Source organism: Kocuria sp. UCD-OTCP (assembly GCF_000349605.1).
Classification (GTDB): Bacteria; Actinomycetota; Actinomycetes; order Actinomycetales; family Micrococcaceae; genus Kocuria; species Kocuria rosea.
Map to the genome: position 1 here is coordinate 83,089 of NZ_AOSQ01000001.1, position 25,509 is coordinate 108,597.

21 protein-coding genes are annotated in these 25,509 nt (G+C 72.9%); 12 read left to right on the top strand and 9 right to left on the bottom strand.

Translation table 11 applies throughout. The features are described from left to right. The first annotated feature begins 10 nt into the window (after nucleotides 1–10). Genes H488_RS19765 through H488_RS19775 form a run of 3 tightly spaced genes read left to right on the top strand, consistent with a single transcriptional unit; the run spans nucleotide 11 to nucleotide 3,062 of the window. The gene (locus tag H488_RS19765) at nucleotides 11–1,204 is read left to right on the top strand and encodes a phytanoyl-CoA dioxygenase family protein (RefSeq protein WP_017831794.1); all 1,194 of its coding nucleotides are present in this window, start codon (nucleotides 11–13) and stop codon (nucleotides 1,202–1,204) included. After that, nucleotides 1,201–2,283, top strand: a complete 1,083-nt coding sequence (locus tag H488_RS19770) for a Gfo/Idh/MocA family protein (protein WP_043738247.1) — start codon at nucleotides 1,201–1,203, stop codon at nucleotides 2,281–2,283. Before H488_RS19765 ends, H488_RS19770 begins: the two co-directional genes overlap by 4 nt. Continuing rightward, nucleotides 2,280–3,062, top strand: coding sequence for an SDR family oxidoreductase (locus H488_RS19775; RefSeq protein WP_017831796.1), 783 nt, complete (start codon nucleotides 2,280–2,282; stop codon nucleotides 3,060–3,062). Before H488_RS19770 ends, H488_RS19775 begins: the two co-directional genes overlap by 4 nt. A gap of 175 nt (nucleotides 3,063–3,237) precedes the next feature. Here H488_RS19775 and H488_RS19780 read toward each other — a convergent pair whose 3' ends face one another. From H488_RS19780 to H488_RS19790, 3 genes are read right to left on the bottom strand one after another with little or no spacing between them, the layout of a single operon-like run. Then, nucleotides 3,238–4,743, bottom strand: a complete 1,506-nt coding sequence (locus tag H488_RS19780) for a tripartite tricarboxylate transporter permease (protein ID WP_031282151.1) — start codon at nucleotides 4,741–4,743, stop codon at nucleotides 3,238–3,240. 1 nt (nucleotide 4,744) lies between these two features. Further along, nucleotides 4,745–5,320 carry a tripartite tricarboxylate transporter TctB family protein gene (locus H488_RS19785; protein ID WP_017831798.1) on the bottom strand — a complete coding sequence of 192 codons (576 nt, stop codon included), beginning with the start codon at nucleotides 5,318–5,320 and terminating at the stop codon, nucleotides 4,745–4,747. Next, nucleotides 5,320–6,276 carry a tripartite tricarboxylate transporter substrate binding protein gene (locus H488_RS19790; RefSeq protein ID WP_017831799.1) on the bottom strand — a complete coding sequence of 319 codons (957 nt, stop codon included), beginning with the start codon at nucleotides 6,274–6,276 and terminating at the stop codon, nucleotides 5,320–5,322. The genes H488_RS19785 and H488_RS19790 overlap by 1 nt, the downstream gene beginning before the upstream one ends. Nucleotides 6,277–6,584: 308 nt before the next feature. Between H488_RS19790 and H488_RS19795 the strand changes: the two genes are divergently transcribed. The 3 genes from H488_RS19795 (at nucleotide 6,585) to H488_RS19805 (ending at nucleotide 9,602) form a co-directional block, all read left to right on the top strand. Then, nucleotides 6,585–6,944 (top strand): universal stress protein, encoded by a 360-nt coding sequence (locus H488_RS19795; protein ID WP_017831800.1) that lies wholly within the window; start codon nucleotides 6,585–6,587, stop codon nucleotides 6,942–6,944. A gap of 3 nt (nucleotides 6,945–6,947) precedes the next feature. Further along, a complete protein-coding gene (locus H488_RS19800) occupies nucleotides 6,948–8,204 on the top strand; it encodes an MFS transporter (RefSeq protein WP_017831801.1) in 1,257 nt (418 codons plus the stop codon). Nucleotides 8,205–8,357: 153 nt separating this feature from the next. Next, nucleotides 8,358–9,602: a heparan-alpha-glucosaminide N-acetyltransferase domain-containing protein gene (locus H488_RS19805; RefSeq protein ID WP_017831802.1), complete on the top strand. Its 1,245-nt coding sequence runs from the start codon at nucleotides 8,358–8,360 to the stop codon at nucleotides 9,600–9,602. 34 nt (nucleotides 9,603–9,636) lie between these two features. Here H488_RS19805 and H488_RS19810 read toward each other — a convergent pair whose 3' ends face one another. Continuing rightward, nucleotides 9,637–10,860: a glycosyltransferase 87 family protein gene (locus H488_RS19810; protein ID WP_017831803.1), complete on the bottom strand. Its 1,224-nt coding sequence runs from the start codon at nucleotides 10,858–10,860 to the stop codon at nucleotides 9,637–9,639. A 64-nt stretch (nucleotides 10,861–10,924) separates the two neighbouring features. Continuing rightward, the gene (locus tag H488_RS19815) at nucleotides 10,925–12,265 is read right to left on the bottom strand and encodes a glycosyltransferase 87 family protein (protein ID WP_017831804.1); all 1,341 of its coding nucleotides are present in this window, start codon (nucleotides 12,263–12,265) and stop codon (nucleotides 10,925–10,927) included. Nucleotides 12,266–12,516: 251 nt separating this feature from the next. Here H488_RS19815 and mptB point away from each other — a divergent pair, with 251 nt between their 5' ends. Beyond that, nucleotides 12,517–14,103: a polyprenol phosphomannose-dependent alpha 1,6 mannosyltransferase MptB gene (gene mptB, locus H488_RS19820; RefSeq protein ID WP_017831805.1), complete on the top strand. Its 1,587-nt coding sequence runs from the start codon at nucleotides 12,517–12,519 to the stop codon at nucleotides 14,101–14,103. Between the two features lie 18 nt (nucleotides 14,104–14,121). Here the strand turns inward: mptB and H488_RS19825 are convergent, their stop codons facing one another. Beyond that, nucleotides 14,122–15,663 (bottom strand): sensor histidine kinase, encoded by a 1,542-nt coding sequence (locus H488_RS19825; protein ID WP_017831806.1) that lies wholly within the window; start codon nucleotides 15,661–15,663, stop codon nucleotides 14,122–14,124. Next, on the bottom strand, nucleotides 15,663–16,412 hold the full coding sequence (locus H488_RS19830; RefSeq protein ID WP_017831807.1) for a response regulator transcription factor: 750 nt from the start codon (nucleotides 16,410–16,412) through the stop codon (nucleotides 15,663–15,665). The genes H488_RS19825 and H488_RS19830 overlap by 1 nt, the downstream gene beginning before the upstream one ends. A 204-nt stretch (nucleotides 16,413–16,616) precedes the next feature. On the opposite strand from H488_RS19830, the gene H488_RS36885 reads away from it, so the two are divergent. Beyond that, nucleotides 16,617–17,042 (top strand): hypothetical protein, encoded by a 426-nt coding sequence (locus H488_RS36885; RefSeq protein ID WP_017831808.1) that lies wholly within the window; start codon nucleotides 16,617–16,619, stop codon nucleotides 17,040–17,042. 182 nt (nucleotides 17,043–17,224) lie between these two features. Then, nucleotides 17,225–18,589, top strand: a complete 1,365-nt coding sequence (locus H488_RS19835; protein ID WP_150110234.1) for a heparan-alpha-glucosaminide N-acetyltransferase domain-containing protein — start codon at nucleotides 17,225–17,227, stop codon at nucleotides 18,587–18,589. A gap of 177 nt (nucleotides 18,590–18,766) precedes the next feature. Here H488_RS19835 and H488_RS19840 read toward each other — a convergent pair whose 3' ends face one another. Both H488_RS19840 and H488_RS19845 read right to left on the bottom strand, forming a co-directional pair. Further along, nucleotides 18,767–19,984 carry an MFS transporter gene (locus H488_RS19840; RefSeq protein ID WP_017831810.1) on the bottom strand — a complete coding sequence of 406 codons (1,218 nt, stop codon included), beginning with the start codon at nucleotides 19,982–19,984 and terminating at the stop codon, nucleotides 18,767–18,769. Nucleotides 19,985–20,139: 155 nt separating this feature from the next. Continuing rightward, complete coding sequence (locus tag H488_RS19845) at nucleotides 20,140–21,318, bottom strand: acyl-CoA dehydrogenase family protein (RefSeq protein ID WP_017831811.1); 1,179 nt, start codon at nucleotides 21,316–21,318, stop codon at nucleotides 20,140–20,142. 189 nt (nucleotides 21,319–21,507) lie between these two features. Between H488_RS19845 and H488_RS19850 the strand changes: the two genes are divergently transcribed. Genes H488_RS19850 through H488_RS19860 form a run of 3 tightly spaced genes read left to right on the top strand, consistent with a single transcriptional unit; the run spans nucleotide 21,508 to nucleotide 25,497 of the window. After that, on the top strand, nucleotides 21,508–22,311 hold the full coding sequence (locus tag H488_RS19850; RefSeq protein ID WP_017831812.1) for an enoyl-CoA hydratase/isomerase family protein: 804 nt from the start codon (nucleotides 21,508–21,510) through the stop codon (nucleotides 22,309–22,311). A 29-nt stretch (nucleotides 22,312–22,340) separates the two neighbouring features. Next, entirely contained in the window at nucleotides 22,341–23,498 is a 1,158-nt protein-coding gene (locus tag H488_RS19855; RefSeq protein ID WP_031282157.1) for a TAXI family TRAP transporter solute-binding subunit, read from the top strand. Next, on the top strand, nucleotides 23,488–25,497 hold the full coding sequence (locus H488_RS19860; RefSeq protein WP_081615665.1) for a TRAP transporter permease: 2,010 nt from the start codon (nucleotides 23,488–23,490) through the stop codon (nucleotides 25,495–25,497). The genes H488_RS19855 and H488_RS19860 overlap by 11 nt, the downstream gene beginning before the upstream one ends. The last annotated feature ends 12 nt before the right edge of the window (nucleotides 25,498–25,509 follow it).

The following is a 25,509-nucleotide window of genomic DNA, read 5'->3' on the forward strand; positions in this document are numbered from 1 at the left end:
AGGAACTGCCATGACCCTGGACCCCGCCACCGCCCGCCGCGCGGCCCGCTGGTTCACCCCCGCCGACTGCCGGCTCGAGGACTTCCGCGAGGACGTGGAGGTCGTCACCGATCCCGCCGAGTATCCCCACGCCACCGCCGTCGAGCAGAACGTGCTGCTGTACGGGCCCGGGCTGCAGGCCGTGGTCCAGGACCCCGCGCGGCGGCGGGAGGTCCAGGCCGAGCTTGCGCACGCCCTGGAGTGCGGGCCCGGCGTGGTGGTGCTGCAGGGCGCCTTCCCGGACGGTGCCGTCGTGGACCGGGCGACCGCCGCGTTCGAGGGGCTGATCCGGGCCCAGAAGGAGGCCGGGACCGCCGCCGGGGACCACTTCGCCGCTCCCGGCGCCAACGACCGGGTGTGGGGCGCGGCCGACAAGTTCGCGCTGGCCGACCCAGAGGCCTTCGCCGACTACTACGCGAACGATCTCATCGCCCTGGTCTCCGAGGCGTGGCTGGGGGCCGGCTACCAGGTGACCTCCCAGATCAACGTGGTCAATCCGGGCGGGGCCGCCCAGACGGCGCACCGGGACTACCACCTGGGCTTCATGTCCGCAGAGCAGGCCGCCCGGTACCCCGCGCACGTGCACCTGCTCTCCCCGGCGCTGACCCTGCAGGGCGCGGTCGCCCACGGGGACATGCCGGTGGAGTCCGGACCGACCATGTTCCTCCCGCACTCGCAGAAGTACGCTCCCGGCTACCTCGCCGTCCACCAGGAGGAGTTCGTCGAGTACTTCGACCGGCACCACGTGCAGCTGCCGCTGTCCACCGGCGACGCCGTGTTCTTCAATCCCGCGCTCTTCCACGGTGCCGGGCACAACCGGTCCCGCAACATCCGCCGGATGGCCAACCTGCTCCAGATCTCCTCCGGCTTCGGGCGCGCCATGGAGACCGTGGACCGCACGGCGATGTCCACGGCCCTGTACCCCGTGCTGCTCCGGCGGCGTGCCGAGGGCGCGCCGGAGCGCTGGCTGCGCAACGTCGTCGCCGCCTCGGCCGAGGGCTACGCGTTCCCCGCGGACCTCGACCTCGACCAGCCGGTCGGCGGGCTCGCCCCCCGGACCCAGGCCGAGTTCGTGCTGCACCACCTCGAGGCCGGCACGGAGCCGGCCGAGGTCGGGGACGGCCTGCGCGCCATGGCGCGACGGCGCTCCGGCGTGCGGCAATGAGCGCGGCCGGCACCCGGCCCCTGGCTGTGCTCCTCGTCGGCGCCGGACGCATCGGCCAGGTCCACGCCGCCGCTCTCGCCGTCCATCCGGACACGGTCCTCACGCGGGTCGTCGACGTCGTGGAGGCCGCAGCCGCCGCGGTGGCCGGCCGGTACGGCGCCGCGCACGGCACGGATGCGCTCGAGGCACTGGCATCCGGGGAGATCGACGCGTGCGTGGTCTGCTCCCCGACCCCCACCCACACCGAACTCGTCGACGCGGCCCTGCGCCTGGGAATCCCGGTGCTGTGCGAGAAGCCCCTCGACCTGGACGTGCGCCGCGCGGCGGACCTTCTGCGGGAGCACCCGCCGGCCGACAGGCCTCCGGCGATGATCGGGTTCAACCGACGCTTCGACCCCCACTTCGCGGCCTGCTGGACCCGCGTGCGGGCCGGGGAGATCGGCCCGGTGGAGCAGCTGGGGATCACCAGCAGGGACCCGGCCCCGCCTCCGGCGGGCTACCTCGCCGGGTCCGGCGGGATCTTCCGCGACATGATGATCCACGACCTCGACATGGCGCGGTTCTTCGTGCCCGATATCGTGCGCGTGACGGCCTCCGGCTCCACGGTGTTCAGCCGGGAGATCGCCGAGCCGGGCGACGCCGATACCGCCGTGGCCGTCCTCGAGGGCGCCCGCGGGGAGCAGGTGGTCATCACGAACTCGCGGCACTGCTCCTACGGCTACGACCAGCGGCTGGAGGTCTCCGGGCCGCTCGGGACGCTCACCGTGGGCAATCCGCTGCCGACGACGGTGCAAGCGTCAGGGCCGGCAGGCTGCGGCCGGGCGGACCCCTGCGAGCCGTTCTTCCTGGAGCGCTACCGGGACGCCTATGCCGCGGAGCTGCACCGGTTCGTCCGGGCCGTCCGCGGGGAGGAGACCGGCTCCCCGGGCCTGGAGGACGGGCTGGCCGCGAGCGTGCTCGCCGAGGCCGCGACGCGGTCGGCGGCGGAGGGGCGGCGGGTCGAGGTGGCGGAGATCAGGACGAGGATCGGGGCGGAACCGACGGCCGCGAAAACGAGCCGGGAGGGACGACAGGCATGAGCGGACAGCTCGAGAACGCCGTGGCGCTCGTGACGGGAGGAACACGCGGTCTGGGTGCCGCCGCCGCCCGCCGGGCGGCCCTCGAGGGAACCGCCGGGATCGCGGTCACCGGCCGGGACGCGGACGCCGGGCGCCACACCGTGGCGCGGCTGAGGGACCTGGGCGCGGACGCCGAGTTCGTGGGCGCGGACCTGGCAGACACCGGGCAGGCCGCGTTCATGGTGCCGCGCACGGTGGAGCGGTTCGGCAGGCTCGACGCCGTGGTCAACGCGGCCGGGCTCACCACGCGCGGGACCATGCTGGACACCACCGCGGAGCTCTTCGACCAGCACGTGGCGGTCAACCTGCGGGCGCCGTTCCTCATCATGTCCGAGGCGATCCGGCACTTCCGGAGCCGTGGTGCCCCCGGCGCGATCGTCAATGTCATCAGTCTCTCCGCCCACGGCGGCCAGCCCTACCTGGCGCCGTACGTCGCGGCGAAGGCAGGGCTGGCCGGACTCACCCGCAACGCCGCCCACGCCCACCGGTGGGACCGGATCCGGATCAACGGCGTGAACATCGGCTGGACGGCCACCGAGGGCGAGGACTGGATCCAGCGCGAAGCCCACGGCGCCGGGGACGACTGGCAGGAGCGGGCCGCTGCGGGGCTGCCCATGGGCCGGCTCGGGGACCCGGACGAGATCGCGGAGTTCCTCGTCTACCTGCTTTCCCCGCGCAGCGGCGTGGTCACCGGGTCGGTGATCGACTGGGACCAGACCGTGGTGGGCGGCTACGACTGAGCACCATGGTGCGGCGTCACGGGTGCTCTCCGCACCGGCCGAGCCCGATCGAGCCGATCCGCGCCGCACGGCCCGGTGACCACGATGCCCGCCCCTGACCACACGGAGGCGTGGTGAGGGGCGGGCATCGTGGGCACCCGCACGCCGGGGTCCGGCGTGCGGGCAGGGCGGGGGACTACACGTCCTGGCGGGCGCGGTTGACGATCTTGGACCGGACGGTCAGCGCCAGCACGATGAACAGCAGGCCGTAGAGCACCAGCGGGATGGGCCCGGTGACGAAGACCGAGTAGTCGCCGTTGGAGGACAGCAGGCCGTCGCGCAGGTTGGTCTCGGCCAGCGGGCCCAGCACCATGCCGATCAGCAGCGGGGCCACCGGCACGCCGTGGCGGCGCATGATGAAACCCAGCACGCCCAGCCCGAGCAGCAGCAGCAGGTCGAAGATCGCCCCGGAGGTCGCGTAGATGCCCAGGCCGCAGAAGACCGTGATCCCGGCGTAGAGGTACTGGCTGGGGATCAGCAGGAGCTTCGCCCACAGCTGGGCGAAGGGCAGGTTGATGACCAGCAGCACGACCATCGCGATGAAGAAGCTGGCCAGCAGCGCCCACACGAGCTCGGGGGCCCGGTCGAACAGCAGCGGGCCCGGCTGCAGGCCGTACTGCTGGAAGGCCGCGAGCATGATCGCCGCGGTCGCCGAGACCGGCAGGCCCAGGGCCAGCAGCGCACCCATCGCGGTGCCGGTGGTGGCGTTGCCGGCGGCCTCGGGGGCGGCCAGGCCGCGGATCGCGCCCTTGCCGAACACCGGGTTCGGGCGGCGGCGGTCGAGCCGGCGCTCGAGGTCGTAGGACATGAACGTCGGCACCTCGGCGCCACCGACCGGGATGACCCCGAAGGGCAGGCCGATCGCGGTGCCGCGCGCCCACGCCGGGGCAGCCTCCTTGAGCTCGGCGCGGGAGAGGAAGGGGCGCCCGGTGACCTTCATCTGGTGGGCGGCCGGGTCGCGGCGGATCCGGGAGGCCACGTGGAAGACCTCGCCCAGGGCCAGGATCGCCACCGAGACGGTGACCAGCGAGATGCCGTCGAACAGGTTGGCGGAGCCGTAGGTGAAGCGCTCCGAACCGGAGATCGCGTCGATGCCCACGGTGGCGATGCCCAGGCCGAGGACCAGGGAGGCCAGGCCCTTGACCGCGGAGTCGGAGACCACCGAGGACGTGGCCACGAAGGCGAACAGGGCCAGGGCGAAGTACTCGGCTGGGCCGAAGTTCGCGGAGAAGTCGGCGAGCTTGGGCGCCAGGAAGACCACGACCACGGAGGCGACCATGCCGCCGATGAACGCGCCGATGGCCGCGGTGGCCAGGGCCTGCGGGGCCCGGCCGTCCTTGGCCATCTTGTGGCCCTCGAAGGTCGAGGCGATCGCGGAGCCCTGTCCCGGGGTGTTCATCAGGATGGCCATCGTCGAGTCGCCGAACAGGCCGCCGAAGTACACGCCGGCGAACAGGATGAACGCCGCGGTGGGGTCCAGGGCGAAGGTCATGGGGAGCAGGAGGGCCACGGCCATGGAGGAGCCCAGGCCCGGCAGCACGCCCACGGCGGTGCCGAGCAGACAGCCCACCACCACCCACAGCAGGTTCATGGGGGTCAGCGCGCCGGCGAACCCGTCCATCAACAGATTGAGTGCGTCCATGTCAGAAACCGCCTCCCAGGATGCCGGACGGGAGGGTGAGCCCCAGGCCGACGGTGAATGCCAGGTAGATCGCGCTGCTCACGAGCAGGGCGAGCGAGATGTCGAACAGGGGCCGGCGGCTGCCGAAGCCCCGGGCCACGGCCCAGAACAGCAGGGCGGCGGCCAGGATCCAGCCCAGCACCTCGAGGCTCAGCGCGAACGCCAGGAACCCACCCGCGGACCAGAGCACCGCGGACCAGTCCGAGTGGCTCCGCCAGGTGCGCGCCGAGAGCTCCTCGGGGTGCTCGGGGGTGCGCAGGTAGTGGAGGGTGAGCAGGGCGGCCAGGACGTAGCCGGCCACGGTGAGGATCAGCGGGTAGAACGTGGGGCCGGGGAAGTCGGTGCCCTCCGGGATGTCCATGGTCAGGGCGCCGATCAGCAGGTAGGTGCTGAAGGCGGCCATCACCGCTGGCACCACGAGGCCGCTGCGCCCGCTCCACCAGGAGCTCTCGGTGTCCGGCCGCTGCTCCTCCGGGGGCCGGACGTCGGTCAGGTGCTCTCCGGCGGCGCCGGTGTGCGAGGACGTGGGGGTGCTCATCAGGAGATCTCCTCTACCAGCATGGCGATGCGCTCCTGCTCCGAGGCCATGAACTCGTCGAACTCTTCGCCCGCGAGGTACACCTCGGTCCACTTGTTGCGCTCGATGGCTTCCTGCCACTCCGGGGTGGCGATGGACTCCTCGACCAGGGCCCGCAGCTCGGCGAACTCCTCGTCGGTGATCCCGGGCGGGGCCAGGACGGCCCGCCAGTTGGCCAGGTCCACGGCGTAGCCCTGCTCGGTGAGGGTCGGGATGTCGACGCCCTCGAGCCGCTCCGGGGCGGCCATGCCCAGGGCCTTCAGGCGCCCGGCCTCGATCTGGTCGGCCACGTCCATGTACCCGGAGGTGGCCGCGTCCGCGGTGCCCGTGATCAGGGCCTGGGTGGCCTCGCCGCCGCCGGACTTCGGGATGTAGGTGGTCTCGGACGGGTCGATGCCGGTCTCGAGGGCGAGCTCGGTCATGACGAGCTGGTCGAAGGTGCCGCCACCGGTCCAGGCGACCTCGGCGGGGTTCGCCCGCCAGTCCTCGACGAGCTCGTCGATCGTCTCGTAGGGGGAGTCGGCGGGGACCACGACGACGTCGTACTCCTCGACCACCCGGGCGATCGGGCGCACGTCGTCGTGCGTGACGGCCGAGTCCAGCTGCGCGACACCGGCGACCAGCCCCGCACCCGTGACCATCAGGGTGTTGGCCTGGCCCTCCATGGTGGAGAGCTGGCCGAGCCCGATGGTGCCGGCCGCACCGGGGATGTTCACCACCTGGGTGTTGTTGACCAGGCTGTTGACCCGCATGGCCTGCTGCTGCTCCCGCATGAACGTGTCCCAGCCGCCGCCGGCACCGGCCGGGGCGATCAGGGTCATGTTGGCCCGGATGTCCGAGCCGGCCGTGGCGGACTGGAACGAGAAGAAGGCGGCCAGGCCGATCACGGCGGCGGCGACGACGCCGTAGACCGTCATGGCGACCGGGTGCCGGCGTCGCGTGCCCTGCTGGGCCTGATCTGGTGGTGAACTCACGGGGATCCACTTTCCTGGGTCGGAGGGTGCGGGTGCATGGCTCGGTCCGAGCCTCTCCCGACGACGATAAGTGACCCGGGTCACGCGTCGGCCGTTGATCCACCTTTCGTGCGTACTGATCGTTGTGCTGGTTCTGCGCATTCTGCTCACGCCGGAAGAGACGTCCCTCACACGTTCGGCCGTAGGGTGGACCTCGTTTTGTACGCCCCTTTCCCACCACCCGATTTCCCCACCCCACCGCGGAGGCTCCCATGACCGTCGTCGTTGCCCGAACCAGCACCCCCGAGGGCGAGGCCGCGCTCGCGGCCGCGGTCGAGGAGGCCGGACGCCGCCAGGAGGACCTGCTGGTCTTCAACCTCGAGGGCGCCCAGCTCGACCCCGAGGGGAGCGAGCTGAACGGCGTGCCCGTCACCTTCCGCACCCCCGACACCCGCAACCGGGACGCCGTGGGCGAGCTCCTCGACGCCGCGGAGCAGGTGAACGCCTCCGCCGTGGTGATCGGCGTGAAGCACCGCAGCCCCGTGGGCAAGCTGCTGCTCGGCAGCGCCGCCCAGCAGGTGCTCCTCGAGGCCAACGCCCCGGTGATCGCGGTCAAGCCCCGGCGCTCCTGAGGCATGGCCTCGACCGCTCCGGGGGCCCGGTCCGGGGCGTGGCTGTGGTTCCTCGTGGCCGGGGCCCTGCTCACGCAGACCGCCCTGAACCTGGTGCGCCCGGTCACCACCTACAAACTGCTGTCCCTGGACGCCGACTCCGTGACGGTCGGCCTGGTCACGGCCGCCTACGCCGTGGTCCCGCTCGTCACGGCCATGTGGCTGGGCCGGATGACCGACCGGGTGCGGGACCTGCGGACCATGGTGGTCGTCGGCGCCCTGGTCCTGGCCCTCGGCGCGGGTGCGCTGGCCCTGGCGCCCAGCGTGGCGCTCGTCGCCGTGGCGAGCGCCCTGCTGGGCATGGGGCACCTGGTGTTCACCATCGCCGGGCAGTCGGCGGTCGCCCGCTTCTCCCCGCCGGACCAGCTGGACAAGGGCTTCGGCTGGTTCACCGCCGCCTTCTCCGCCGGGCAGCTGGTGGGCCCGCTGCTGGTCGGGGTGCTCCTGGGCACGGGCAGCGACGTCGCATCGCCCGAGCGGGTCGCCGACATCACCCTGTCCCTGTGGATCGGGGCCGGGCTCTCGGTCCTCGTGGTGCCCGTCATGCTCCTGCGCCGGCCGGCCTCCGGGGCGCCCGCCCGGAACGACGACGACGCTGCCGCGGAGCAGGCGGCTCCCGCCACCGGTGAGCTCGAGGTGGTCCCCGGAACGGCGCCGCGCGCGTCGATGCTGCGGATCCTCGAGGTCCCCGGCATCCCGTCCCACATGCTGGCGTCCCTGGCCCTGCTCGCGATGCTCGACATCCTCACGGCCTTCCTGCCGCTGGTGGGGGAGCGGGCCGGGGTCTCCCCGGCGTGGATCGGCGTCCTGCTGGCCGTGCGCGGCGGCGCCTCGATCGTCTCGCGCGTCCTGCTGCCGTGGCTCGCGCACCGGATGTCCCGCCGGGCGCTGCTGCTGGTCAGCCTCTACGGCGCCGGCATCACCCTGGCCGTCCCGCCGGCCGTCATCACGGTGCCGTGGCTCGCCGCGGTGCTCCTGTTCGTGGGCGGCTTCTGCCTGGGCCTGGGCCAGCCGATCACCATGACCCTGGTCTCCACCGCCGTGCCCACCTCGTGGCGGGGCTCGGCGCTCGCCGTGCGGCTGGTCGGGAACCGGGCGGGGCAGGTCGCCATGCCCCTGCTGGCCGGCCTGGTGGCCGCGCCGCTCGGCCCGGCCGGGGCGATCTGGTCCACGTGCGCGGTGCTGCTGGTCAGCGGGCTGGAGAAGACCGTGCGGCGGTAGCCGGGACCGGGGGACCACTTCGACAGCCCCGGCACAGGGACGCCACAACGGCGGCACAATCCCGGCTGGTCAGCTGGAGGACGAGAAGGACCGAGAGGTCCGGGCCGGCGGGCGGGAGCTCGTCGGCACGTCCGACAGAAGGAACCCGCCGCCATGGTCAACGTCCACCACCCTGCACCCGGTGCACGGTCAGCAGCGGAGGGCCCGGTCCTGCCGCTGGTCCGCAGGCGCCGGCTCGTGGGGGTCGACGCCGCCCGGGGCCTCGCCCTGGTCGGGATGATGTCGATCCACATCCTGCCCGCCTGGAACCCCGAGACCTACGGGCCCACGCTGCAGTGGGAGCTGTTCGCGGGCCGCGCCGCGGCCCTGTTCGCGCTGCTGGCCGGGGTGGGCCTGGCCTTCTCCTCCGGCGGGCGCACCCCGCACCGGGGCCGGACGATGACCGCGGACCGCGTGGGGCTGCTCGTCCGGGCCGTGCTGATCACCGGGCTGGGGCTGCTGATCAACCAGGTCATGCCGGCGGACCCGCCCGCCTACGACATCCTCGTCTACTACGGCATGTTCTTCCTGCTCGCGATCCCCTTCCTGCACCTGCCGGCGCGGACGCTGTTCGGTCTCGCCGCCGCGGCCGCCGTGGTGGGGCCGGTGCTGATGCAGGCGCTCCGGGGAGTGCTGCCCGCGTTGGAGGTGTACAACCCGACCTTCGCCGACGTGCTCGCCGAGCCGGGGACCGTCCTGGCCCAGGTGCTGTTCACCGGCACCTATCCCGCGGTCCCGTACCTGGCCTACCTGCTCGCCGGGATGGCCATCGGCCGGCTGAACCTGCGGGCCGTGCGCGTCCAGGGCCGGCTGCTGGTGGCGGGGCTCGCCCTGGCCGTGGGGGCGTGGCTGGTGTACTGGGTGCTGGTCCTCCGGTCCGGGGGCTACGACCAGCTCATGAGCTCCACCCCGTGGCTGAGCGAGGACCTGATCGACGAGATCATCGTCTGGGGGCCGGACCCGGTCCTGCCGGACACCTCCTGGTGGTGGCTGCTGATCCCCGGCCCCCACACCAACACCCCGGTGGCAATCCTCCAGGACCTCGGCTCCGGCGCCGCCGTGCTGGGCCTCCTCCTCCTCGTGGCCCGGCGGGCCGGTGCCTGGCTGCTGCCGCTGAGCGCGATGGGGTCGATGACCCTGACGCTCTACTCGGCGCACCTGCTGGCCCTGGCCGCCATGCTCCACTACGAGGTGCCGCTCCTGTGGTTCCTCATCCACGTGGCGGTCGCGGCGCTGTTCGCAGTGGCCTGGCAGCGCGCCTTCGGCCGGGGCCCGCTGGAGCGACTCCTGGCCCGGGCCGCCGGCGCCGCGCGCGGCCTGGCCCTGGGCGCCGGTCCGCGCGCGGCGGCGGGCCGGTGACGTCGTCGTCCCGCCGAGGAGACGGGCCGCGGGCTCAGGTGGTGGCCAGCTCCGCGGGGCGGGCGGGGACCTGCTGGAGCCGGGCCACGCGCTGCACGGACCAGCACAGCAGGACGACGAGCAGCACGTTGCGGGCGGTCAGCACGGCCGCCATCGCCGGGTGCGCGTGGATGAGCGGGGTGTAGAACAGCGGATAGATCACGAACGTGGTGACCGCGATGCCCATCAGCAGCGCCGCCGGCGTCCGCCACCGCTGCCAGTCGTGCACCAGCCCGGCCACGACGACGGGGGCGATCCAGATCATGAACTGCGGGGACCCCACCTTGTTGAACACGATGAAGACCGTGGTCATCATCAGCGCCCCCTCGTAGAAGAGCTCCTCCCGCTCGGCCCCGCGCTTCAGCGCACGGACCAGCAGGACGGCTCCTGCGAGGACGGCGAGCACGAGCAGCGGCTGCATCAGGAACGCGACGATCTCGGTGCCGGGCCCGTAGACCTCGGTGGAGTTGATGGCCACGTTGTCGGCCATCCGCGATCCGGCCACGTCGAAGACGCTCGCCCACACCCACGGGGTGGAGAACGTGGCCTCCAGCTGCATGCCGCGCTCCCCCTGGTTGACCAGGAAGTCCGCGATGTGCGGCAGGCCGCCCGTCAGGTACGTGCCCAGCACCACCACGGCGGTGACCCCCACCCCGGCGGCCACCACCTGGACGCGCTGCCGGCAGGCGATGAACAGGGCGAGCAGGACGGCCGCCGGCCACACCTTGATCCAGGTGGCGACGCTCAGGAGGACGGAGCCGAGCACGGGCCGCTCGGACGCGTACAGGAGTCCGATCAGCACGATCGGGGCCGCGATGCCCTCCACCCGGGCGAAGCTCAGGTAGCCCAGGAACACGGTGAAGAACAGCCACCACCAGGCCGGGGCGATGCCCTGCCGGGCCCGCCGGCCCCGCGTGAGGCAGACCAGGGCGACGGCGTTGAGCACGGTGACGATCAGCGTCCAGACCAGCAGGTAGGGGCCGGGGCCGGCGATCCCCGCCAGGAGGATCGGGATCTGCGCCAGCACCGGGTACACCCACGGGCTGATCCCGTCCCCGGCATCGGCCGGGTCGTACCCGGCCATGGCCCACTGGCGGTACTGCTCGGTGTCGCTGAAGGCATCGCCGTGGATGACGAAGGACATCATCCAGCCCAGGAAGTACAGGTGGACGACGGCGAAGCCCCACCACACGCCGGCCGGGCGGGCGAACCAGGCCACGGCGCGGGCGGGCAGGACGGCGTCGCGGACGCGGGTCAGCCGGTCGAAGAAGGGGGCGGAGATCTCAGGCCTCCTTCGCGGCGGGCGCCGGCGCGGCGGGGGCGGGTGCCGTAGCGGGCGCGCTGGCGGGGCGCCGGGAGCCCAGCTGGTACAGGCGGCGCACCGACCACCACAGGAGCACCACCAGCAGGGCGTTGCGCAGGGTCAGCACGAGGGCCATCCACGGGTCGTTGTGACTCAGCTCGTAGTAGAACATCGGGTAGACGAGGAACGTGGCCACGGCGATGGCGATCAGCATGACCGCCGGCACCCGCCACGCCTTCCAGTGGTGGGTCAGCCCCACGGCCACGGCCGGCGCCAGCCACACCATGAACTGCGGGGAGCCGACCTTGTTGAACACGATGAAGGCGGTGACCATGGTCAGCGACCCCGCCAGCAGCAGCTCGGTCCGGTCGGTCTCGCCGGACCGCTCGCCGTTGCGCAGGCCCCGGGCGATCAGGAGGGTCACCGCGGCGGCGGCCACCAGCAGCAGCGGCTGCATGAGCACGGCCATCGTGGCCGTGCCGGGGCCGTCGACCTGCATGGAGTTGATCTCCGTGTTCATGTACATCCGGGACCCGCCCACCCCCAGCACGGACGACCACAGCCACGGGGTGGTGAACGTGGCCTCCAGCTGCATGCCCCGGTCCCCCTGCTGGGTGAGGAAGTCGAAGAGCCTCGGCAGCGCACCCATGGCGGCGGCGACCCCGGCCGCGGCCGCGCTGACCAGCAGGCCCGCGACGACGACCGCCACCCGCCGGCGCACCACGGTGACGAGGGCGAGCACGACCGCCGCCGGCCAGACCTTCATCCAGGTGGCGACACTGAGCAGGACCGAGGCGGCCACCGGGTGCGCCACGCCGTAGACCAGGGCGACGAGCACCAGGGGGGCCGTGAGCCCGTCGACGCGGGCGAAGCCCAGCCACCCCATGAGGAAGACGAAGCCCAGCCACCACCACGCGGCGGGGACGGCGTGCCGGGCGCGTCCCCAGTCCGTCAGCTTCCCCACGGCCCAGCCGTTGAGCACGGTGATCATCAGGACCCACAGGAAGAAGAACGGCCCCGGGCCGGCCGCGCCGGCCAGCGCGACGGGCACCAGCGCCAGCACCGGATAGACCCAGGGGGTGGGCTCCCCGTTCAGGTTCTGCTCGTCGAAGCCGGCCTCGGCCCACGCGCGGTAGATGTAGGTGTCGCTGAAGGCGGCGCCGGACAGGGACAGGGACAGGGCGAATCCCAGGAACACGAGGTGCACCAGGACGAAGCCGGCGAGCAGTCCGCGCGGGGATCTCGACCAGGCGTACCACCGCGGGGTCGCGAGGCGGTTCCGGAACCGGGTGAGCATGCTGAAGGTCGTGTCCGTGGACATGGGTCAATCCTCGTCAAGGGGGTGGGGTCGCAGGACCACAGGGCCGCTGCCCCACCATGCTACGTGGCCGGGCGCGGACCGCCCGGAACCGGGCGTCATGATCCGTGCGCAGCGACCCCGGGCCGGAGGGCGCGGCGGCGTCCCGGGACGCCGGGGCGATGAGGTGGCATCATGGCTGGAACACGCTCCTGGAGAGCGCTCAGCACACCTGTCCGCCCGGCAGCGACACACATAGGGGATCAGCGCACGTCATGACGGCAGGGGGTTCGCATCCGGAGGGGCCGCGGAGCCGCGGGGGCCGGGCCGTCAGCACCGTCCCCTTCCGCCAGGACACGCCCGGCGCCCACCCGGACCCGCGCGCGCACGTCGCCGTCCTGCAGGGGTTCGTCGGCTCCCTGATGATGCTCGTCGGCTCGGTCGGCACCGGGTGGATCGCCAACGGCTCGCCCATGGTCCGCCACCCCCTCGTCATCGCGCTGCGGGTCGAGGGATGGGGCGTCTACGCCTGCACCGTGCTGCTGACCGTCGGCGCCATGCTGCTGGTGCGCTCCTGGCTCCGGCTCGGGCAGCGGCTCCAGGGCGGGCCGGCGGGCGCCCAGCGCTCCGTGGTGCTGGCCGTGTGCGCCTGGTCGCTGCCGCTGTTCTTCGCCGTGCCCATCTTCTCCCGGGACGTGTACGCCTACGTCGGCCAGGGCCGTCTGATGCTGGCCGGGCAGAACCCGTACACGACCGGCATCTCCGCCCTGGAGAACTGGTTCATGCTGGGCACGGACCCGACCTGGGCCGAGGCCCGGACGCCCTACGGGCCGTACTTCCTGTGGCTGGCGCGCGCGGTCGTGGCCCTGACGGGCGCGCAGCCGGATCTCTCCGTCCTGCTCTTCCGGATCCTGGCCTGCGCCGGTGTCCTCCTCTGCGTCGTGTACGTGCCCAGGCTCGCGCGACTGCACGGGGTCGACCCGGCCCGTGCGCTGTGGATCGCGGTGGCCAACCCGCTGTTCCTCATCAGCTTCGTGGCCAGCGCGCACAACGACGCGCTGATGCTCGGACTGGCCGTGGCGGGAACGTACTTCGCGGCCACGGGCCGCCCGGCGACCGGGGTCCTCCTGGTGACCGCCTCGATCGGGATCAAGCCGATCACCATCCTCCTGCTGCCGTTCATCGGCCTCCTGTGGGCAGGGCCGAGAGCATCCTGGCGGCGGAAGTTCGCTCTGTGGGCGGCCACGGCGGCGATCAGCTTCGGGGTGCTGCTGCTGAGCGGGCTCCCCTACCAGCTGGGCACCGGGTGGGTCTGGGCGCTGGTCGACCCCACCCCGGGGTACACCGGGTACTCGCCCTCCGGGTTCCTGGGCCAGCAGGTCCGCGACCTCGCGAACGCGGTGGGCCTGCCGGGCACGGCCATGGCCTCCGTGCTGCGCGACGTCCTGCAGTACGCCGCCATCGGCCTGGTCCTGCTCCTGATGTTCCGCGGCGACGACCACCAGGTGGTCCGCCGGCTCGGCCTGGCGTTCGCCGCCGTGGTGCTGCTCTCCCCGATCATCCAGCCCTGGTACATCCTGTGGTTCCTCCCCTTCCTCGCCGCGACCGGCATCAGGGACAACTGGCAGATCCGCTCCCTGTACATCGTGATCACCTTCTTCGTGATCTTCGGCGCCCAGGACCAGCTCTCCGTGTGGCCCTTCATCGAGCTGACGGTCGACGCCTCGACGATCGCGTTCGTCACCGCCCTGCTGTTCACCGCCTACCTGATGCTCCTGGACCCCCACACCCGGCACCTGCTCGTCCACGGCGGCCCGGCGGGCTGGCTCGGCCGCCGACGACGCCGTCGTCGTCGGAGCTGAGGCGCCCGCGGCCGTCGGTCACCGGGGCGCGGCGGGCACCGCTGCGCCGGTGCCCAGCGGGAGCCGGACGGTGAAGAGCGTGCGGCCCGGGCGGGACTCCACGTCCACCGTGCCGCCGTGCGCCTGCACCACCGAGCGGACGATGGACAGGCCCAGCCCGGTGCTGCCCTCCCGGGTCTGCCGGGAGGTGTCCAGGCGGCTGAAGCGCTCGAAGAGCCTGGCCTGGAACTCCCGCGGGATGCCCGGGCCGGCGTCGAGCACGGAGGCCTCCGCCCAGCCGTCCCGGGTGGCCCGCACGGCGGCGGTCACCGCGGTGCCGGGCGGGGTGTGCTTGCGGGCGTTGGAGAGCAGGTTGGCCAGCACCTGGTGGAGCTGGGCGACGTCCGCCCGCACGGGCACCGGCTCCGCCGGCACGTCCAGGGCCCAGTCGTGGTCGGGGCCCGCGGCCGAGGCGTCGGTGAGGGCCTCGAGCACGAGCTCGCCGAGGTCGGCGTCCCGCAGCTCCGGGGGGCGGCCCTCGTCCAGGCGGGCGAGCAGCAGCAGGTCCTCGACCAGGGCGGTCATCCGCAGCGTCTGCTGCTCCACCCGGGCCAGCGAGGCGCGGCCGGTGCCGGTCAGCGGCTCGGTGAGCTGCAGCATGTCCGTGTAGCCGCGCACGGCCGCCAGGGGGGTGCGCAGCTCGTGGGAGGCGTCGGCCACGAACTCGCGCAGCCGGGTCTCGGAGTGCTGGCGCGCGGCCAGGGCCGAGTCCACGTTCTCGAGCAGGGAGTTCAGGGCGTGGCCCACCTCCCCGACCTCCGTGCCGGGACGAGCCAGCCCGGCGGGGACGTGCTGGTCGGCCAGGGAGACCTCGCCCGAGGCCAGCGGCAGGCGGGCGACGCGGGACGCCGCCGCCGAGACCTGTTCCAGCGGCCGCAGGGCACGGCGCACGACGACGGTCCCGGCCACCGCCGTGGTCACCAGCGCGAGCAGGCTGCCCGCGGTCATGGTGGTGACGAGCTCCGCCACGGTGTCGTCGACCGACGCGGTGGGCAGCCCGGTCACCAGCACCTGGCTGCCGCTGCGCCCGTCCCGGGCGACCGACTCGACCCGGTACTCGCCCACGGACAGGTCCACGTCGGAGAGCCGCCCCTGCTCCGTGCCCGTGGAGCGCCGAGGGTCCCCGAAGCCGCGCTCGTCCGGGCTCTCGGCCGCGAAGGCGCCCGCCTCCCGCAGGGCCGCGACGTCCTCCTCGGGCAGCGGCGCGGGCTCCCCGGACTCGGTGCGGTAGGACGCCGTGACCACCTCGTCCTCCCGCAGCACGGCCACCAGGACGCCCACCGGCTGGCCGGGGGCGTCGAGGGGGTCCCGCTCCGGGGCGGGGTCCCCCCGGGTGAAGGTCAGCGCCCGCCCGGTGGCCTGGCGCAGCGATCCGTCGAGCCGCTCGACGAGGTCCTGGCGGGTGAGCTCCACGATCGTGGCGCCCAGCACGAGGAGGACCACCGCCAGGAGGACGAGCACGCCGGCGATGAGCCGGGTGGCCAGGCGCAGGCGGCGCGCGGGGAGCGGGCCGTGCGGCATCAGGACGCGGGCTTGATGACGTACCCGGCGCCGCGCACGGTGTGGATCATGGGGGCGCGGCCGGCGTCGATCCGCTTGCGGAGGTAGGAGATGTAGAGCTCCACGATGTTGGCCTGGCCCGAGAAGTCGTAGTGCCACACGTTGTCCAGGATCTGGGCCTTGGACAGGACCCGGCGCGGGTTCTCCATCAGGTAGCGCAGCAGCTCGAACTGCGTGGTGGTCAGCTCGACCGGCTCCCCGGCGCGGGTGACCTCGCGGCTGTCGATGTTGAGCACCAGGTCCCCGACCACCAGGGTGGCGCTGTCCTGGGCGGCGACCCCGGAGCGCTGCACGAGCCGGTGCAGCCGGATGAGCACCTCCTCGATCGAGAACGGCTTGGTCACGTAGTCGTCCCCGCCGGAGGCGAGCCCCTCGATCCGGTCCTGGACCGTGTCCTTGGCCGTGAGGAACAGCACCGGCACCTCGGGGTAGGACTGGCGGATCCGGGCCAGGACCTCCAGCCCGTCCAGGCCGGGCAGCATCCGGTCCAGGACCAGCACGTCGGGGGCGAAGTCCCGCGCCTGGGCGACGGCGTCGAACCCCTCGTGGGAGATCCGGGCGTCCCACCCGCACATGCCCGTGCCCATGGCCACGAGATCGGCCAGCGCCGGCTCGTCGTCCACCACCAGCACCCGGATCGGCGAGCCGTCAGGGTGGGTCAGGCGAGGCAGGACCTCGGTGAGGACGGAGAAGCTGGAGGAGTAGGACATGGGAGCTCCCGGTGCCGGGCGGACGTGACACTGCCACTGTTGCGCACCAGATTAGGCGCACGTCCTGTGGAAGCTGTGCGCAGCCTGTGCCGTGCCGCCGGAATTCTCAGACAGGCCAGGGCGGTCGGCACAGCTCCGGCACAGACTCCGGGCGGACAGTGGAACCACTCGAGCCAGCCACCCACCGGACACCCAGGAGCGGACATGCGCACCATCACCATCACCGACGCCGTCGAGGCCGCCGCCCGCGCCCAGTACGAGCGGGCCGCCCACCCCGGAGCACCCCGGTGGGAGGACTGCGCCGAGTCCGACCGCGCCGTCTACCGCCACGCGGTGCGGCCCCACGTCGAAGCGGCCGCCCCGTTCATCGCCGCGCGGTCCCTGCAGGACGCGGCCACCGCCTTCGCCACCACCCGCCCCACCGAGTCCGCCCGGCGCAGCCTCGAGTACCCCGTGGTGGAGCTGCAGGCCATGGCCTACCGGCACACGGCGGCCCAGCGCCCCGTCGTGGTGCCGTCGTCGTCGGCCACGGCCCCGGTCACCGCTCCCGCCGCCGCCGCTGCGGCGCCGCGGCGGGTGCGCGCCGTCCTCGGCGGCCTCCGTTCGTCGAGGCGCCCCGAGGCCGTGTAGGCCTCGGGCGGTCCTGCGACCGGTCGCCCGCCGGCGGGCGCGTGTGCCGCGTCACAGCGGAAGCACAGCATTCCGAAAAGCCCACCACATGTGCGCCAGCAAAGGTGGGGTGTGCACCGGTCCTCCGACCGGTCCGGCGGGCAGGGGGTCCGCCGTCCTGCCGCGCTGAGGGGGCCGCTGTCATGACCGATTCCCGGGGCCGCCCGCCGAGGACCGTGCCGTGGGCGCCGGTCCCCGCGCGGCCGGCGAGCACTCCGCTCGCGGACGAGGCCTCGACCGGCCGCGCGACGGCCGACCCGGCCACGGGCTCGGCCACGAGCTCGACCGCGAGTTCCACCGCGAGTTCCACCGCGAGCCCGGCCGCCGCACCCGCCAAGCGCCGCCTCGTCGGGGTGGACGCCGCCCGCGGCCTGGCCCTGATCGGGATGATCGCGATCCACATCCTGCCCTCGTGGGACCCGGAGACCTTCGAGCCCACCGCGCAGTGGACCGTCTTCGCCGGCCGCTCCGCGGCGCTGTTCGCCCTTCTGGCGGGCGTGGGCCTGGCCTTCAGCACCGGTGGCCGGACACCGCACACCGGCCGGGCGATGACCGCCGACCGGGCGGGGGTGGCCGTCCGCGCGCTGCTGATCGCGGGCCTGGGGCTGGCGATCAACCACGTGCTCCCCGGGAGCACGATCGACGAGGTCCCGGCCGTCAACATCCTCGTCTACTACGGGGCCTTCTTCCTGCTGGCGATCCCGTTCCTGCGCCTGCCCGCCCGCGCCCTGTTCGTCTGGGCGGGGGTCTTCGCCCTGGCCGGTCCCGCGCTGGTGCACCTGCTGCGGGACGTCCTGCCGGTCGTGGAGCGCTACAACCCGGACTACCTCGATCTCGTCGGGGACCCCGGGGCCACCGCGGCCCGGCTGCTGCTGACCGGGACCTTCCCCGCCCTGCCGTACCTGGCCTACCTGCTGACCGGCCTGGCCATCGGCCGGCTCGACCTCGCCGGGATCCGGGTCCAGACCGGACTGGTGCTGGGCGGGGCACTGCTGGCCGCCGGGGCCTCGCTGGCCTCCTGGGTGCTCGTCGACCGGGCCGGCGGCCTCGACCAGCTCGTGACCCGCACCCCCGGCGTCGACGAGGAGCTCGTCACCGAGGTCATCGTGTTCGGCCCCGACCCGACGCTGCCGACGACCACGTGGTGGTGGCTGACGGTCGGCGGCCCGTACACGAACACCCCGCCGGCCCTGCTGCTGGGCCTCGGCTCCGCGGTGGCCGCCCTGGGCGTGTTCCTCCTGCTGGCCCGCCGCTGGGGCTCCTGGCTGCTGCCGCTGAGCGCCATGGGCGCGATGACCCTCACCGTGTACTCGGCGCACCTGCTCGCGCTGGCCGCCGAGGTGCACTACGACGAGCCGCTGTGGTTCTGGATCCACGTGGCCGTGGCGATGGCCTTCGCCCTCCTCTGGCGCCAGGCCATGGGGCAGGGCCCCCTCGAGCGGCTGGTGGCCGCCCTGGTGCGCGCCACCCGCCGGCGCGTGCTCGCCCGCGAGCAGCGCCCGGGCTGAGCGCGCGGGCCGGGCGGCGCACGGCCGGGCGGCGCCGGGCTGGGCAGTGCGGCCCGAGCAGCACCCGGGCGGAGCGCGCGGGTAGGGCAGTGCGGCCCGGGCAGCGCCGGGCTGGGCGACGCGGCTCGAGCAGCGCCCGTGCGGACCGCGCCCAGCGCTCCGCCCGGAGGGCGGGTGCTACCGGGTCTCGGCCGGGGCGTGGCGGCGCCGCAGCGCCGCATAGCCCAGGATGAGCAGGCCGGCCGCGGCCAGACCGACGCCCACCCAGGCGGGGGAGCGGTACCCCCAGCCGGCGGAGATGACCACACCGCCGAGGAACGCGCCCACGGCGTTGGCCAGGTTGAACGCCGCGTGGTTCATCGCGGCGGTCAGGGACGGGGCGTCCTTGGCCTCGCGCAGCAGGCGCACCTGGAGCGAGGTCGTGAAGATCGAGCCCATGATGCCGATCCACAGCGCGCCCAGGACGGCAGCCACGGGGACGTGGACGAACAGCGCGAAGAACGCCAGGGCCACGCCGGACACGGCGCCGGCGCCGAGGGCGGTGCGCTCGATCGAGCGGTCGATGAGCGGACCGGCCAGCAGCGAGCCCACGGTCATGCCCACGCCGAACACGGCCAGCACCCACGGCACGGTGCCGATGTCGAGGCCGGTGAGCTCGGTCAGGGTCGGGGAGATGTAGGTGTAGACCGCGAACATGCCGCCGAAGCCGATCGCCCCGGCGAGCAGCGTCAGGGCCACCTGGGGCCGGGCCAGGGCGCGGATCTCCTGGGCGGCCGAGGCCATGCCCTCGTTGCGGGTGCGCGGCACCCACAGGGCCAGGGCGACGATGGTCAGGGCGCCCAGGAGCACCACCAGGAGATAGGCGGAGCGCCAGCCGAGGGCCCCGCCCAGAGCCGCGGCGAAGGGCACGCCCACGATGTTCGCGATGGTGAGCCCCAGCATCACCCGGGCCACGGCCGTGCCGCGCCGTTCGCGGGCCACCAGGGAGGAGGCCACCACCGCGGCGACCCCGAAGTAGGCGCCGTGGGGCAGGCCGGCGAGGAACCGGGCCACGTAGAGCCACTCGAGGGAGGGCGCGGCGGCGGAGAGCCCGTTGCCCACCACGAACGTGAGCATCAGCGCCAGCAGCAGGGTCTTGCGCTCCACCCGGGCGGCGAGGGACGTGATGAGCGGCGCCCCGACCACCACGCCCAGGGCGTAGAGGGAGATGGACTGGCCGACGGCGGGGATCGAGGCGCCGAAGTCCTCGGCGATGAACGGCAGCAGGCCCATCGAGGCGAACTCGGTGGTGCCGACCCCGAAGCCGCCCATCGCCAGGGCGAAGATGGCGAGGCGGGTGCCGGCGGGACCGGGGGCGTTGACCACCTGGAGCAGGGCGGTGCGGGGTGCGGACACGGCGGGTCCTTCCGGGGAGGGCGCAGGGACGGGGAACGAGCACGTCGTCGAGCCCGAAGGAAAGGGGAGGGACAGCTTTCGATGCTACGCGCGTTCGCCCCGGTCTCCCATGCCTCCCGGTGTGATCTTCATCAGCCCGCCCGGCAGGCGCGTGCTCAGCGGAAGGCGGAGTGCCCGGTCAGCTGCTGGCCCAGGATGAGGGTGTGCACCTCGTCGGTGCCCTCGTAGGTGCGCACGGACTCCAGATTGTTGGCGTGGCGCAGCGGCGAGTGCTCGAGGGTGACCCCGTTGCCGCCGAGCATCGTGCGCGCCTCCCGGCACACCTCGATCGCGATCCGGCAGTTGTTGAGCTTGCCCACCGAGATCATGTGGTTCTCCAGGCGGCCCTCGTCCTTGAGCCGCCCGATGCGCAGCGCCAGCAGCTGCCCCTTCTGGATCTCCAGGGCCATGTTCACCAGCTTCGCCTGCGAGAGCTGGTAGGCGGCGAGCGGCTTGTCGAACTGGATGCGCTGCTGCGAGTAGGCCAGTGCGGCGTCGAAGCTGTCGCGGGCCGCGCCCAGGGCGCCCCAGACGATCCCGTAGCGGGCCTCGTTGAGGCACGAGAACGGTCCTCGCAGACCGGGATTGTCGGGCAGGATCGCGTCGGCGGGCAGCCGGACGTCCTCGAGGGCGATGTCGCACTGGATGGAGGCGCGCATGGACAGCTTCGGCTCGATCGGCGTGGCGGTGAACCCGGGGGTGTCCGTGGGCACGAGGAAGCCGCGGACGCGCTCCTGCCCGCTCTCGTCGACGGCCTTGGCCCAGATCACGGCCACGTGGGCGATCGAGGCGAGCCCGATCCAGCGCTTGGCGCCGTTGAGGACCCACTCGCCGCCCTCGCGCACCGCGGTGGTCGCCATGGTCGAGGGGTCCGAGCCGGCGGTGGGCTCGGTGAGGCCGAAGCACCCGATGATCTCGCCGGCGGCCATGCCGGGCAGCCAGCGCTGCTTCTGCTCCTCGGAGCCGTGCTTGGCGATCGCGGACATCGCCAGCGAGCCCTGCACGGAGACGAACGTGCGCAGGCCGGAGTCCCCGGCCTCGAGCTCCTGCATCGCGATGCCGTACTGCACCGCGGACTTCCCGGCGCACCCGTAGCCCTGGATGTGCATGCCGAGCAGTCCGAGCTGCGCCATCTCCGGGACGATCTCCTGCGGGAAGACGGCGTCGGCGAACCACCCGGCGATGTTCGGCCGGATCCGCCGGTCCACGAACTCGCGGACGGTGTCCCGGGTCTCGAGCTCCTCGGCGCTGAGGTCTGCTTCGACGTCGAGCAGGTCGGTCGCGGCGGCGTTCATGGGTCCTCCTGGGGATCGGGGTGCGCGGATGCCTCTGACGAGGATGACGCATGCGTGACCTGGGCAACACCGTTCGCCACATATTTGAGCTTTAGGTATCACTGAACTGCACATTAGGTATTTGAAGTTTCACAGTGGGTCGTGGGAATGTGATCTGCACGACATCCATCCACCCCTCGGAGGACTCCTGTGACCCGATCGTCCCCCCGTGCCGTCGACGTCCCGCCCCGGGTGCGCATCGAGCGCACCGGTGCCGTGGCCGTGCTGACGCTCGACGACGAACGACGCCGCAACGTGCTCGGCCCCGAGCTGCGCACCCGGCTGCGGGCCGCCCTGGCGGAGCTCGCCGCGGACCCCGGGATCGGCGCCCTGGTGCTCACCGGCGCGGGAGGCTGCTTCAGCGGCGGCGGCGACCTCGCCTCCATGCCGCCCGCCGGTCCGGTCGAGTCCGCCGCCCGGATGGCCGAGGTGGCCGGGCTCGTGCAGGAGCTCGCGCAGCTGGAGAAGCCGGTCGTGGCCGCGGTGACCGGGCCCGCCGCCGGCGTGGCCGTCGGCCTGGTGTGCTGCTGCGACGTGGTGGTGGCCGGCGAGAGCGCCCGGTTCCTGTTTCCGTTCACCCGCCTGGGCCTGGCCCCGGACGGCGGGCTGGTGCACTCCCTGGTCCAGCGCACGGGTGCGGCCCGCGCCCGGCGGATCCTGCTGGAGGCCGCCCCGGTGGACGCCGCCACCGCCCTGGACGCGGGGCTGGCCGACCACGTGCTGCCGGACCCGGACGTGCTCGGCGCCGCGGTCGCCCGCGCCGCGGAGCTCGCCGGCCGGGCCCCGCTCGCCGTCGCCGCCGTGAAGCGGGGGATCCGCGAGGCCTCCGGCTCTCTCGGCGAGGCCCTGGACTTCGAGCGGGACCACCAGCCCGCGCTCTTCGGCACCGCCGACTTCCTGGAGGGCAGGCAGTCGTTCTTCGAGAAGCGGGTCCCCTCCTTCTCCGGGCGCTGAGCGCCCCCACCGCACGTCGAAAGGTCATCATGAGGACAACGAAGTCACGGCTCGCCGCTCTGGGCGCCGTCGCGGTGCTGGGGCTGACCGGCTGCGCGAGCGCCGAGGGGGACGAGCCGGTGGGCCCCAACGGCCTGCCGCAGCAGCTGGTGTGGTCCACCTACAACGTGGGCACCGGCACCTACAACGACCTCGCCGCCATCGCGAACACCCTCACCAACGAGGAGGGCGTGCAGGTGCGGCTGATGACGGCCGACACCGGCATCGGCCGGCTGGCGCCCCTCGTGAACGGCACCGTGGACTACTCGCGGGCCGGGGACGAGTACTACTACGCCTTCGAGGGCGACTACGAGTACGCCAGCGAGGAGTGGGGCCCCCAGGACATCCGCATGGTGTGGGCGCCGCTGGGCAACTACGGCCTGCTGGTGCGCGAGGACAGCGGCATCGACTCCTTCGCGGACCTCGAGGGCAAGCGGTTCCCCGAGCTGACCGCCAACACGTCCATCAACAACAAGATGGAGGGCTTCCTCAACTACGGCGGCCTGACCGGGGAGGACGTCCAGAAGGTCCCCATCTCCTACGGCGAGCAGATCGCCGGTCTCGAGGCGGGCCAGATCGACGCCCTGTACCAGAACGTGGTCGGCTCCAACATCGACGAGCTCGCGTCCTCCACGGACGTCAAGTGGCTGGGCTTCGACGACCCGGACCCGGCCCGCTACGAGACCTGGGAGGAGCTCATGCCCATGGTGTCGGTCGGCGAGGTCACGAACGCCGCCGGGATGGACGAGGGCGAGAGCGCCCGCGTCCTCGAGTACACGATCCCGCTGACCACGATGGGCTCCCGCGACGCGGACGAGGTCTACCACCTCGTGAAGTCGATGGTCGAGAACTACGAGCACTACGAGGGCACCACCCCGGACACGAAGCAGTTCGCCTTCGACGCCGTGCTCAAGGAGCCGCTGGTGGTCCCCTTCCACGAGGGCACCGTCCGCTACTTCGAGGAGCGCGGCGTGTGGACCGAGGAGCTGGAGCGGAAGAACGACGAGCTGATCGAGCGCGGCGAGCGGATGCGCGAGGCCTGGCCCGGCGTCGTCGAGTCCTCCTCCTCCGCGGAGGAGCTCGAGCAGAACTGGACGGACTGGAAGACCGACGAGCTGGACGGCGAGGAGACCGACGATGCGAACTGAGACCCGGGTGACACCGTTCTGGCGGACGGTGGTGATCGTGCTGACCGTCCTGGGCGTGCTGCTGGCCATGAACCAGGTCTTCTTCTGGAACGTGGGCGGGCTGTCCCTGCTGACCAACTCCTACCTGTACCTCATCCTGGCGGTGTTCCTGCCGGTCGTGTTCATCGTCAACCCCCTGCGCAGGATCCCGCTCGCCCAGCAGGTGGAGGCCCAGCAGGAGCACGGATCCGGCGGCAGCACCGCCCCGGTCCGCGAGCGCCGGGTCCAGTGGTTCGACGTCCTGCTCATGGTCGTCGCGGCGGCCGTGTGCGGCTATTTCGCGGTCAACGGGACGCGGATCAAGGACTTCGGCTGGGAGTACATGGCGCCCACCACCGCCACGGTCGCCGCGTTCGTGCTGTGGCTCGTGGTGCTCGAGGCCCTGCGCCGCACCGGCGGGCTGACGGTGACGGTCATCGCGCTGCTCTTCTCCCTGTACCCGCTGGTCGCCGAGAACCTGTCGATCGGCGTCCTGCAGGGCGTCACCTACGACCTGCCGACCCTGGCGCAGGTGCACATCATGGGCGCCGAGGGCGTGCTGGGCCTGCCCATCCAGACCGCGGCGACCATCCTGATCGGCTTCCTGGTCTTCGGGGTGGCCCTGCAGCACACCGGCGGCGCGGACTTCTTCCACAACCTCTCCATGTCGATCTTCGGCCGGTACCGCGGCGGCGCGGCGAAGGTGTCCGTGGCCAGCAGCGCCGCGATGGGCATGATGAGCGGCAGCGCCGTCTCCAACGTCCTGACCACCGGGCCCATGACCATCCCGGCCATGAAGCGCTCCGGGTTCAGCCCCACCTACGCGGGCGGCATCGAGGCCACGGCGTCCTCCGGCGGGTCCATCACCCCGCCGATCATGGGCACCGCGGCGTTCCTCATGGTCTCCTTCGTGGGCGTGCCCTACACGGAGATCCTGGTGGCCGCGACCATCCCCGCGGTCCTCTACTTCCTCGGCATCTACCTGCAGGTGGACGGCTACGCCGCCCGCAAGGGGCTCAAGGGCGTGCCCGTGGCCCAGCTGCCCCGGGCCCTCGCCACGCTCGTCCGGGGCTGGCCCTACGTCCTGGCCCTGGCCCTGCTGACCGGGCTGCTGTTCCTCACGAACTCCGAGACCCAGGTGCCGTACTGGGTGATCCTGGTGCTGCTGGTCGTGGCCGTGCTGCGCCCGGGCCAGAAGTTCGGGCTGCGGGAGTTCGCCGACTTCCTCGTGGAGTCCGGCCGGACGCTGGGCAACATCATCGGCATCATCGCCGGCGTGGGCCTGATCGTCGGCGGTCTCACCGCCACGGGCGTGAGCCTGTCCCTGGCCCGCGAGCTGGTCTCGCTGGTCGGTGACAACGTGGTCCTCATCCTCATCGCCGGCGCCGTCACCTGCTTCATCCTCGGCATGGGCATGACGATCTCCGCGGCCTACGTGTTCCTGGCGATCGTCATGGTCCCGGCGGTCATCGACCTCGGGGTCAACCCGCTCGCGGCGCACCTGTTCGTCATCTACTGGGCGTCCGTCTCCTACATCACCCCGCCGGTGGGTCTCGCCGCCTTCGCCGCGGCGGGCCTGGCCAAGGCTCCCGCCATGGCCACCAGCGTGGCGGCCATGAAGCTCGGCGCGGTGAAGTACATCGTCCCGTTCGGCTTCGCCCTCAACCCCGCGCTGGTCGCCCAGGACTCGCCCGGCCGGATCCTGCTGGCCTTCGCCCTGAGCATCGTGGGCGTCTACGCCCTGGCCTCCGCCATCGAGGGCTGGACGGTCGGCTTCGACCGCCGGATGCCCGTCCTGTTCCGGGTCGCGGCCGCGGTCGGCGGGTTCCTGCTGTTCCTGCCCACGCCGCTCAGCGCCGTCGCCGGCCTGGTCCTCGTGGCCGGGAGCGTGCTGCTGACCTTCCTCACCGTGCGGACCGGACCCACGGACGACGACGCCGCTCCCGCCCCGGCCCCTGCGCCCGCCACCGCCACCGTCTGACCGGAAGGACCC

Excerpts from the sequence above, each read along its gene's own strand:
- H488_RS19765 (WP_017831794.1), top strand. The coding sequence starts at position 11 with ATGACCCTGGACCCCGCCACCGCCCGCCGCGCGGCCCGCTGGTTCACC.
- H488_RS19770 (WP_043738247.1), top strand. The coding sequence starts at position 1,201 with ATGAGCGCGGCCGGCACCCGGCCCCTGGCTGTGCTCCTCGTCGGCGCC.
- H488_RS19775 (WP_017831796.1), top strand. The coding sequence starts at position 2,280 with ATGAGCGGACAGCTCGAGAACGCCGTGGCGCTCGTGACGGGAGGAACA.
- H488_RS19780 (WP_031282151.1), bottom strand. The coding sequence starts at position 4,743 with ATGGACGCACTCAATCTGTTGATGGACGGGTTCGCCGGCGCGCTGACC.
- H488_RS19785 (WP_017831798.1), bottom strand. The coding sequence starts at position 5,320 with ATGAGCACCCCCACGTCCTCGCACACCGGCGCCGCCGGAGAGCACCTG.
- H488_RS19790 (WP_017831799.1), bottom strand. The coding sequence starts at position 6,276 with ATGACGGTCTACGGCGTCGTCGCCGCCGCCGTGATCGGCCTGGCCGCC.
- H488_RS19795 (WP_017831800.1), top strand. The coding sequence starts at position 6,585 with ATGACCGTCGTCGTTGCCCGAACCAGCACCCCCGAGGGCGAGGCCGCG.
- H488_RS19800 (WP_017831801.1), top strand. The coding sequence starts at position 6,948 with ATGGCCTCGACCGCTCCGGGGGCCCGGTCCGGGGCGTGGCTGTGGTTC.
- H488_RS19805 (WP_017831802.1), top strand. The coding sequence starts at position 8,358 with ATGGTCAACGTCCACCACCCTGCACCCGGTGCACGGTCAGCAGCGGAG.
- H488_RS19815 (WP_017831804.1), bottom strand. The coding sequence starts at position 12,265 with ATGTCCACGGACACGACCTTCAGCATGCTCACCCGGTTCCGGAACCGC.
- mptB (WP_017831805.1), top strand. The coding sequence starts at position 12,517 with ATGACGGCAGGGGGTTCGCATCCGGAGGGGCCGCGGAGCCGCGGGGGC.
- H488_RS19825 (WP_017831806.1), bottom strand. The coding sequence starts at position 15,663 with ATGCCGCACGGCCCGCTCCCCGCGCGCCGCCTGCGCCTGGCCACCCGG.
- H488_RS19830 (WP_017831807.1), bottom strand. The coding sequence starts at position 16,412 with ATGTCCTACTCCTCCAGCTTCTCCGTCCTCACCGAGGTCCTGCCTCGC.
- H488_RS36885 (WP_017831808.1), top strand. The coding sequence starts at position 16,617 with ATGCGCACCATCACCATCACCGACGCCGTCGAGGCCGCCGCCCGCGCC.
- H488_RS19835 (WP_150110234.1), top strand. The coding sequence starts at position 17,225 with ATGACCGATTCCCGGGGCCGCCCGCCGAGGACCGTGCCGTGGGCGCCG.
- H488_RS19845 (WP_017831811.1), bottom strand. The coding sequence starts at position 21,318 with ATGAACGCCGCCGCGACCGACCTGCTCGACGTCGAAGCAGACCTCAGC.
- H488_RS19855 (WP_031282157.1), top strand. The coding sequence starts at position 22,341 with ATGAGGACAACGAAGTCACGGCTCGCCGCTCTGGGCGCCGTCGCGGTG.
- H488_RS19860 (WP_081615665.1), top strand. The coding sequence starts at position 23,488 with ATGCGAACTGAGACCCGGGTGACACCGTTCTGGCGGACGGTGGTGATC.